The 9251-nt window shown below is 70.2% G+C and carries 6 protein-coding genes and 1 tRNA gene; 5 read left to right on the top strand and 2 right to left on the bottom strand.

Translation table 11 applies throughout. From position 1 onward, the window contains the following. On the top strand, nt 1-3068 hold a 3068-nt coding region (locus ACE3T5_RS19705; protein WP_374669812.1), incomplete at its 5' end, for an error-prone DNA polymerase. Between the two features lie 10 nt (nt 3069-3078). On the opposite strand, the gene ACE3T5_RS19700 is transcribed toward ACE3T5_RS19705, so the two are convergent. Next, complete coding sequence (locus ACE3T5_RS19700) at nt 3079-3555, bottom strand: DUF3237 domain-containing protein (RefSeq protein ID WP_374669811.1); 477 nt, start codon at nt 3553-3555, stop codon at nt 3079-3081. 105 nt (nt 3556-3660) lie between these two features. On the opposite strand from ACE3T5_RS19700, the gene ACE3T5_RS19695 reads away from it, so the two are divergent. Next, nucleotides 3661-5214 carry a methyltransferase regulatory domain-containing protein gene (locus ACE3T5_RS19695; RefSeq protein WP_374669810.1) on the top strand — a complete coding sequence of 518 codons (1554 nt, stop codon included), beginning with the start codon at nt 3661-3663 and terminating at the stop codon, nt 5212-5214. A gap of 46 nt (nt 5215-5260) precedes the next feature. Next, nucleotides 5261-6361, top strand: a complete 1101-nt coding sequence (locus tag ACE3T5_RS19690; RefSeq protein ID WP_374669809.1) for a PilT/PilU family type 4a pilus ATPase — start codon at nt 5261-5263, stop codon at nt 6359-6361. An 18-nt stretch (nt 6362-6379) separates the two neighbouring features. On the opposite strand, the gene ACE3T5_RS19685 is transcribed toward ACE3T5_RS19690, so the two are convergent. Further along, a complete protein-coding gene (locus ACE3T5_RS19685) occupies nt 6380-7579 on the bottom strand; it encodes a hypothetical protein (protein ID WP_374669808.1) in 1200 nt (399 codons plus the stop codon). Nucleotides 7580-7684: 105 nt separating this feature from the next. Here ACE3T5_RS19685 and ACE3T5_RS19680 point away from each other — a divergent pair. Both ACE3T5_RS19680 and ACE3T5_RS19675 read left to right on the top strand, forming a co-directional pair. Further along, nucleotides 7685-7758: transfer RNA gene (locus tag ACE3T5_RS19680), tRNA-Gly, on the top strand. A 238-nt stretch (nt 7759-7996) separates the two neighbouring features. After that, nucleotides 7997-9251 (top strand): tyrosine-type recombinase/integrase (locus ACE3T5_RS19675; RefSeq protein ID WP_374669807.1); only part of this gene is annotated, 1255 nt, incomplete at its 3' end.

Below are 9251 nucleotides of genomic sequence, written 5' to 3'. Positions count from 1 at the left end.
ATGCCGAGGCGAAGACGCTCGGCCTGCGGCTGCTGCCCGGCGCCGAGTTCGCGCTGGACGGCTTCCGCCTGGTGGCGCTGGCGCGCGACGTGGCGAGCTGGGGCGACCTGTGCGAGTTCATCTCCGCTTGCCGCATGGCCGCGCCCAAGGGCGAGTACCGCTGTCGTCGGGGCGAGGGCCGCTGGGATTTGCTGGCCGGCTGCGAGCTGCTGGTGTGCCCGATGCGCCCGCCGCACACCGAGGCCCCGCAGCGGCCGGACGCAGCGGGCCCGGCGCCCATCACGCCCGATGCCGTCACTGCCATCACCGAACGCGCCGCCTGGGCACAGGCGCTGGCGCCAGACCATGCCTGGCTGGCGGCGGAGCTGCTGCTGGAAGGCGACGACGAGCTGTGGCTCGACACGCTGCAGCGCGCCGGCGAGGCCGCGGGCGTGCCGCTGGTGGCCGCCGGTGACGTGCACATGCATGCGCGCTCGCGCAAGCCCCTGCAGGACGTGATCACCGCCGTGCGCCTGGGCTGTCCGGTGGCCGAGTGCGGCTTCGCGCTGCAGGGCAACGCCGAGCGGCACCTGCGCCATCGCATGCGGCTGGCCGCGCTGTACCCGCCCGAGCTGCTGGCGCGCACGCTGGAGGTGGCCGCGCGCTGCCGCTTCAGCCTGGACGAGATCCGCTACCAGTACCCGCGCGAGACGGTGCCGCCGGGCCTGACGGCCACGCAGGCGCTGCGCCGCCACACCATCGAGGGCGCGCGCCAGCGCTACCCGCGCGGCGTGCCGTGGCGGGTGCGCCGCCAGCTGGTGCGCGAACTGCGGCTGGTGGCCGACTGCGGCTACGAGATGTTCTTTCTCACCGTGCACGACATCGTGCGTTTCGCGCGCGGGCAGGGCATCCTGTGCCAGGGCCGCGGCTCGGCGGCCAACTCCGCCGTGTGCTACTGCCTGGGCATCACCGCGGTGGACCCGGAGCGCTCGCACCTGCTGTTCGAGCGCTTCATCAGCCGCGAGCGCAGCGAGCCGCCCGACATCGACGTCGATTTCGAGCACGAGCGCCGCGAGGAGGTGATCCAGTACATCTACGCCAAGTACGGCCGCGAGCGCGCCGCCATCGCCGCGGTGGTCATCACCTACCGTGCCCGCAGCGCCATCCGCGACGCCGGGGGCGCGCTGGGCATGCCGCAGCCCCTGATCGACGCCTTCGCGAAAGACCACTTCTGGTTCGACGACCGCGGCCTGCGCGTGAACAAGCTGCTGGAAGCGGCGCAGACGCTGGGGCTGGCGGTGCCGCCGCGGCAGATCGCGCTGTGGACCGAGATCGCGTGGGATCTCACCGGCTTCCCGCGCCACCTGAGCCAGCACGTGGGCGGCTTCGTGCTCACGCAGGGCCCGCTCACGCGGCTGGTGCCGGTGGAGAACGCGGCCATGCCCGAGCGCAGCGTCATCCAGTGGGACAAGGACGACCTGGAGGAGATGGGCCTGCTGAAGGTGGACGTGCTGGCGCTGGGCATGCTCACCGCCATCCGCCGCACGCTCGATCTCGTCAGCCGGCGGCGCGGCGTGCCCTTCGGCCTGCACGACATCCCCGACAAGGACACCGCCACCTACGACATGATCTGCCGCGCCGACACCGTGGGCGTGTTCCAGATCGAGAGCCGGGCGCAGATGTCCATGCTGCCGCGCCTGCGGCCGCGGCGCTTCTACGACCTGGTGATCGAGGTCGCCATCGTGCGGCCCGGGCCCATCGTGGGCGGCATGGTGCACCCCTATCTGAAGGCGCGCGAGCGCGTGCGCCAGGGCCAGCCCATCGTCTACGAGAAAGAGGCCCTGCGGCCCGCGCTGGAGCGCACGCTGGGCGTGCCCATCTTCCAGGAGCAGGTGATGCAGATCGCGATGATCGCCGCCGGCTTCAGCCCCGGCATGGCCGACGCGCTGCGGCGTTCCATGGCGGCCTGGAAGCGATCCGGCGGCGTGCACAAGTTCGAGCGCCCGCTCATCGACGGCATGCTGGCGCGCGGCTACCGCCGCGAGTTCGCCGAGGCCATCTTCCGCCAGATCCTCGGCTTCGGCGAATACGGCTTCCCCGAAAGCCACGCCTACAGTTTCGCGCTGCTGGCCTACGACAGCAGCTGGCTCAAGTGCCACGAGCCCGCGGCCTTCCTCGCCGGCCTGCTGAACTCGCAGCCCATGGGCTTCTACGCCCCCTCGCAGCTGATCCAGGACGCGCGCCGCCACGGCGTGACCGTGCTGCCCGTCGACGTGAGCGTGAGCGACTGGGACAATCAATTGGGGTCAGATTCCAATTTCCCGCCGCCTGTCGGCGGTGCGGGGAAATTGGAATCTGACCCCCATTCGGTGAGGTTGGGGTTGCGCATGGTGGGCGGGCTGGGCGAGGCGGCGGCGAAGCGCATCGTGCGGGTGCGCGGTGAGCGGCCGTTCGCCGACGCGGAGGATCTGTCGCTGCGCGCCGGGCTGACGCAGGCGGAGATGAACGCGCTGGCGGCGGCGGGGGCGCTGCAGTCGCTGGCGGGGCACCGGCGGCAGCAGGTGTGGCAGGCCTCGGCGCTGCACAAGACGGCGGGCGGGCTGCTGCATCAGGCGCCCCTGCACGAGGCGCCGCTGGCGCTGCCGCCGGCGCCGGAGGGCGAGGAGATCTTCTTCGACTACGCCGCCACCGGCTTCACGCTGCGCCGGCATCCGGTGGCGCTGCTGCGGCCGCGGCTGGCGCGCCTGCGCCTGCGCTGCGCCACCGACCTGCAGGCGCTGCCGAACGGCCGCCGCGCGGCGGCCTGCGGCCTGGTCACCGTGCGCCAGCAGCCGCAGACGGCCAAGGGCACCGTCTTCGTCACCCTCGAGGACGAGACCGGCCCGGTGAACGTGATCGTCTGGAAGGACGTGCGCGAGCGCTACCGCGAGGCGCTGCTGCACGCGCGCCTGCTGGCGGTGCGCGGCGTCTGGCAGCGTGATGCCGCCAGCGGCGGCCAGGTGGTGCATCTCGTCGCCGAGCACCTGGAAGACCTGACGCCGCTGCTGGGCCGCCTGCGCGAGCTGGAGATGAGCCGGGATTTCCGGTGAGGCGGGCGCCTCACCCGACCGCGTAGAAGCTGATCTCCACCGCGTCCGGCCGGCGGATGCCGGTGCCGATGAACAGCCGCTCATGGATCCACGCCAGCCGCGGGCTGGCCGTCTCGAAGCGCGGGGTGCAGCGGAAGTACACCAGCGCCGGGTCCACCGGCTCGCCGCGCACCAGCTTCGCCGTCACCTCGGCCGAGGCCGCCCGCAGCGCGCGGTTGGCCACGTAGATGCGCTCGCCCTCGTCGGTCTCCAGCACGTAGCGGGCATCCAGATCCGCCAGCGTGTCGCCGATCACCCGCTGGAAATCGGCGCCGCCTGGCAGCACCTGGCCGGACCAGCCGTCGCCCCGCACGGTGCCGCCCAGGATGGGGATGACGCGCCGGCGTCCGGCCGGCGTGATGCCCACCTCCTGCGGTGCGCCCACCTGCACGGTGACATGGGCAAAGAAGGTGAGTGGCGGGGCGGGCAGGGCCGCGGTGGGTTCCATCGTGTCTCCTGGTGTCGTCAGATCGGGATCTGTCTTGACTATACGCAGCAGGACCGCGCCCTGCCTGCGGATAATCACGGCAGGCAACCTTCATCGGTGACTCCAATGAGCGACTGGACCTCCGGCTACGTGGCTGATCTCGGCTACACCCATGGCTGCTATCCCGAGTTCAGCCTGGAGCGGCTGCGCATGGCCTTCCTCAGCGCCGGTCTGGTGCTGCCGGCGATCACCACCGCCTGCGAGCTGGGCTACGGCCAGGGCCTGAGCGCCAACGTCTGCGCGGCCGCCACCGACGTGCAGTGGCACGGCACCGATTTCCTGCCGGCGCAGGCCGCCCACGCGCAGGAGCTCGCCGCCGCCGCCGGGCGCGGCGCCCGCTTCCTGGACGAGGCCTTCGCCGACTACTGTGCGCGCACCGACCTGCCCGACTTCGACTTCATCGGCCTGCACGGCACCTGGAGCTGGGTGAACGAGGACAACCGGCGCATCCTGGTGGACTTCATCCGCCGCAAGCTCAAGGTCGGCGGCGTGCTCTACATCAGCTACAACACCCAGCCCGGCTGGGCCAACATGATGCCGATGCGCCACCTACTGGTGGAGCATGCGCGCGTGATGGGTGCCACCGGCCAGGGCAGCGCGGGCCGCATCGGCGGGGCCATGCAGTTCGGCGAGCAGCTCATGGCGCTGGACCCGCTGTATGCCAGCCGCAATCCCGAGGTGAAGGGCCGCTTCGCCAACCTCAAGGGCAAGGACCGCGCCTACCTCGCGCACGAGTTCTTCAACCGCGACTGGCACCCCATGCCCTTCGCCCACGTGGCCGAGGCACTGGAGCCCGCGAAGGTGGAGTTCGCCTGCAGCGCCGCCCTCACCGACCACCTCGACGAGATCCATCTCACCGCCGCGCAGCAGGCCTTCCTGCGCAACGTGCCGCACACCGGCCTGCGCCAGACCGCCCGCGACTTCCTGCTGGACACGCAGTTCCGCCGCGACTACTGGGTGCGCGGTCTTCGCCGCATGGGCGTGCAGGAGCAGCTGGACGCCTGGCGCGCGCTGCGCGTGCTGCTGGTCACGCCGGGCGCCGACATCGCGCTGCGCACCAAGGGCACGCTGGGTGAGGTCGCGCTGCAGCCCGAGCTGTACGCGCCCGTGATTGCGGCCCTGGCCGACCACGGCATCCGGTCCATCGCCGATCTGGAGCAGCAGCTCGCGCCGCATGGCCTGGTGCTGCCGCGCATCCTGCAGGCCGTTCGCATGCTGCATGCCAAGGGCGATCTGGCGCTGGTGCAGGACGAGCCCGCACGCGCCGCCGCGGCAGCGCCTTGCGGGCGGCTGAACGCGCATCTCATGCGCCGCTCGCGCAGCCTGGAGGAGGCGCAGGCGCTCGCCAGCCCGGTCACCGGTGCGGCGGTGCCGGTGTCGCGCTTCCAGCAGCTCTTCCTGCTCGCGCGGGAGCAGTGCCGTCGCGAGCCGGCCGACTGGGCGGCCTTCGTGGCCGAGATCCTGCAGGCCAACCGCGAGCAGGTGCTGCGCGACGGCCGGCCGCTCGCCTCGCCGGCGGACCTGCAGGCCGAGCTGCTGCGCCAGGCGAGCGAGTTCGCGCGGCAGCGGCTGCCCGCGCTGGTGGCGCTGCAGGTGGCGCCACCGGATCCCGCCGGCTGAACCGGCCCCGCACCGGGATAGACTGCAGCAAACGGAGCGTGACGCCATGGACCAGACCCCCTACAACGCGCCTTCGGACCTGCGGCCCTACCTGCAGCTGATGGTGCGCATGCGCGCCTCGGACCTGTTCCTCACGGTGCAGGCACCGCCCACGCTGAAGGTGGAGGGCACCATGCGCCGGCTCGACACCAAGCCGCTGGACAGCAACGAGGTGCGCGCGCTCGCCTACTCGGTGCTGCGCGAGTCGCAGCGCAAGGCCTTCGAGACCGACATGGAGTGCGACCTGGCCATCGCGGTGGAGGGCCTGGGGCGCTTCCGCGTCAATGTGTACATGCAGCGCGGCGACATCGCCATGGTCGCGCGGCACATCTCCTCGACCATCCCCACGATGGAGTCCCTGCGCCTGCCGCCCATCCTGAAGGACCTGGCGATGCTCAAGCGCGGACTGGTGCTGGTGGTGGGCGCGGCCGGCTCGGGCAAGTCCACCACGCTGGCCTCGATGCTGGACTACCGCAACGCCAACAGCGCCTGCCACATCCTCACCGTGGAAGACCCGATCGAGTTCACCCACGTGCACAAGATGTCGCTGGTGGACCAGCGCGAGGTGGGGCTGGACACGCGCAGCTTCGGCGACGCGCTGCGCCATGCCATGCGCGAGGCGCCCGACGTCATCATGATCGGCGAGATCCGCGACCGCGAGACGATCCAGCACGCGCTGTCCTACGCCGAGACCGGCCACCTGTGCGTGTCGACCCTGCACTCCAACAACGCCAACCAGGCCATCGACCGCATCCTCAACCTGTTCCCGGACGAGGCGCGCAAGCAGGCCCTGCTGGACCTGTCGCTCAACCTCAAGGGGGTGGTGGGCCAGCGCCTGGTGCGCGGCCGCAACGGCAAGCGCGTGCCCGCGGTGGAGGTGATGCTGCAGTCCGCCTACATCAGCGAGCTGATCCTCAAGGGCCAGATCGACCAGATCAAGGCCGCGATGGTGAAGGAGGCCGAGGACGGCATGCAGACCTTCGACCAGGCGCTGTATGACCTGTACGCGGCGGGCGACATCACCGCGGACGAGGCCCTGGCCCACGCCGACTCCCGCACGGACCTCGGCCTGCGCATCAAGCTGCATCCGGCCGGCGGCGGCGAGTAGGCGGCGACCAGGCGGCGGCTACAGCGCGGCGGGCTCCATGCGTGCCAGCGTGGCCGCGTCGGGGTAGTCGCGGATCTCGAAGCGCGGCAGCCGGCAGGGCAGACGGCGCAGCAGCGGGCCGGCCTCGCGCTCGAACACCTCCCAGCGCACCGGGTTCGGCCGCGCTTCGCCGGCCGCGGGATCCACCAGCATCACGAGGTCGGCGCGCGGCAGCCAGGTGGGCACGCCGCGCGTGACGACGCAGTAGCTCTGCAGCTGGCCGCCGGGGCTTTGCATGAGCTGATGCGAGGCCACGAAGATCTCGACCTGCTTCTCCAGCGCATGCTGCTCCAGCGCCCGCTGCTGCGCGTCGTAGTCGCCGGCGAGCTGCTCCTGCTGCAGGCGGCGCAGCGCCTGGGCGATCGCGGGCTGCGGCGGCCGCCAGGGCAGCCAGCGGCCCACGTCCAGGCGCAGCATCTCGGCCGACAGCGGCCGCGCCTCCTGCTGCAGCATGTGCCGCGCGACCTTCAGCATGGCCGCCAGCGCCTGTTCGTCGCCTTCGCCGGCCACCAGCAGGCAGGCCCGGTTGACGATCATCGCCACCGGCCGGCCCGCCACGCCGATCTGGTGGATGTGGTCCGGCAGCAGGGCCCGCGCGGCGTCGTAGAAGTCGCCATAGTCCGAGCGCCACAGGCCGGGGGCCAGGGCCTCGAAGCGGCTCGGCAGCTTGTCGCGCAGGTTGTCGATGGCCAGCTGCATCGCGGCCGGGGTGTCCAGGCCCCACGCGGCCAGCTGGTCGGCACCGACGGAGGCCATCGTGTGCTCGGTGTCGTAGACCACCTCCACCGCCAGCTCGTCGGAGAAGGGCTGCAGGCCGCTGCCGATGGACGCGTCGTCCAGCCGGCCGGAGGCGATGCGCGCCAGGTCCAGCGTGACCAGGTGCCGCATGGCCGGCAGCAGGCGCGGCCGCGCCTCGGCCAGGGTGTCCGGCATGCGCGGCGGCGCGATGCCCTGGGCGAACACGTGCAGGATCTGCTCCCGGTCCGCGGCGCCGGCCCGCGCGTACTCGAAGTGGAAGTTGGCCAGCGACACCATGCCGTCGCCGGTGCGGATCACGCCTTCCTTCGGCCGGTAGTCGAAGCTCAGGTCCGGCCGCAGCGCGCGCATGCGCTCGATCAGGGCCTGCGCGGATTCGGCTTCGGTGGGGCGGCGGCGGAACAGCCGGGCGAGAAAGGACATGGGGTGGGCCTCGGAACGCCGGCGATTTAATCATAAGAATTACATCCTGTGCGTCCACCGGGTGGGGCGATGCCTTCGCGGCCACGTAGAATCCGGCCCTGAACCGCGGGCGTCGTTCAATGGCAGGACCTGAGCTTCCCAAGCTCAAGACGTGGGTTCGATTCCCATCGCCCGCTCCACTGCATCATTCTGCGGACTTCCGCAGAAGTCCAAGAGAGTCTGCAAGTCGTTGCCACACAAGGACTTTTCCTCTCTTTGACGTTCTGCCGCAGTCCACTGCGATCCGCCTACAGCCGGGACTTTTAAGTCCACAAACAAGTCCATTTTTGCGGGCGCGGCTGATTCCGGATTGTTGATGGAGGGGCGAGGTCGACGTGACCAGCATCTGGTTCCTGACTCATGTTCAGGAGCAAGAGCATGGCACTCTCAGACCTGGCCGTTCGGCAGGCCAAGGCAACTGGCAAGGCATACACCCTCCCTGACTTGGATGGCCTCTCCCTGGCCGTCACGGCTGCAGGGGGCAGGACTTGGCACTTCCGCTACTACTGGGCGGGCAAGCAGAAGCGGATGTCGCTCGGCACCTACCCGGAGGTGACGCTTCGCGAGGCCCGCAGCCTGCGCGACGAAGCGCGCGCCCTGCTGGCCAAAGGCACCAATCCTCGCGTTCACCGCAAGCAGAAGCGCACCGCTGTCCGGCTCGCCGACGAAAACACCTTCGAGGCGGTGTATCGCAAGTGGCTCAAGCATCGCGGGCTCAGCCTCAAGGAAGGCCGGCAGACGACCCTCTCGATCCTTCCGCGCATCTTCGACAAGGATGTGCTGCCCGCCTTGGGCAAGCGGTCGATCTATGAGATCAAGCGTCCCGACCTCTTGGAGGTGATCGCCAAGATCGAGAAGCGCAGGGCACTCTCCGTCGCCGAGAAAGTCAGGACGTGGTTCAACCAGCTGTTTCGCTACGCGCTGGTGATCGTGCCGGGCCTGGAGCAGAACCCTGCCGCCGATCTCGATGTGGTGGCGCTGCCGCTGCCACCCGTCAACCACAACCCGTTCCTGCGCATGGCCGAGCTGCCGAAGCTGTTGCAGCGGCTGCGCAGCTATCGCGGCAGGCGGCAGACCCAGCTCGGGCTGCGGCTATTGCTGCTGACCGGCGTGCGAACCGGCGAGCTGCGACAGGCGACGCCGGATCAATTCGATCTGGACCGTGGGCTGTGGATCATCCCGCCCGACGTCGTGAAGCAACTCCAGTTGGATATGCGCAAGAAGCGGCAGCAGCCAAAGGACATCCCGCCCTACATCGTGCCGCTGTCGATTCAGGCCATGGAGATCGTCCGGCACCTGCTGGATGAGTTCAAGCCGGCCCAGCGCCACCTGTTCCGGCACGACAGCGACTTGAAGAAGCGCATCAGCGAGAACACGCTCAATGGTGCGCTCAAGCGCATGGGCTATCAGGAACGCCTGACCGGACACGGGATTCGCGGCACGATGTCCACCGCGCTCAACGAGATCGGCTACCCGAAGGTCTGGGTGGATGCACAGCTCTCGCACGTCGATCCCAACAAGGTCAGCGCGACCTACAACCATGCCGAGTACGTGGAGCAGCGTCGCCGCATGATGCAGGACTGGGCCGATCGGCTCGACCTCTTCGAGCAGAACCAGGTCGAGGCGGCCAGCA

The sequence above is a fragment of the Ramlibacter sp. genome, assembly GCF_041916345.1.
Classification (GTDB): Bacteria; Pseudomonadota; Gammaproteobacteria; order Burkholderiales; family Burkholderiaceae_C; genus Ramlibacter.
This window is presented reverse-complemented; position numbering and strand designations above follow the sequence as displayed.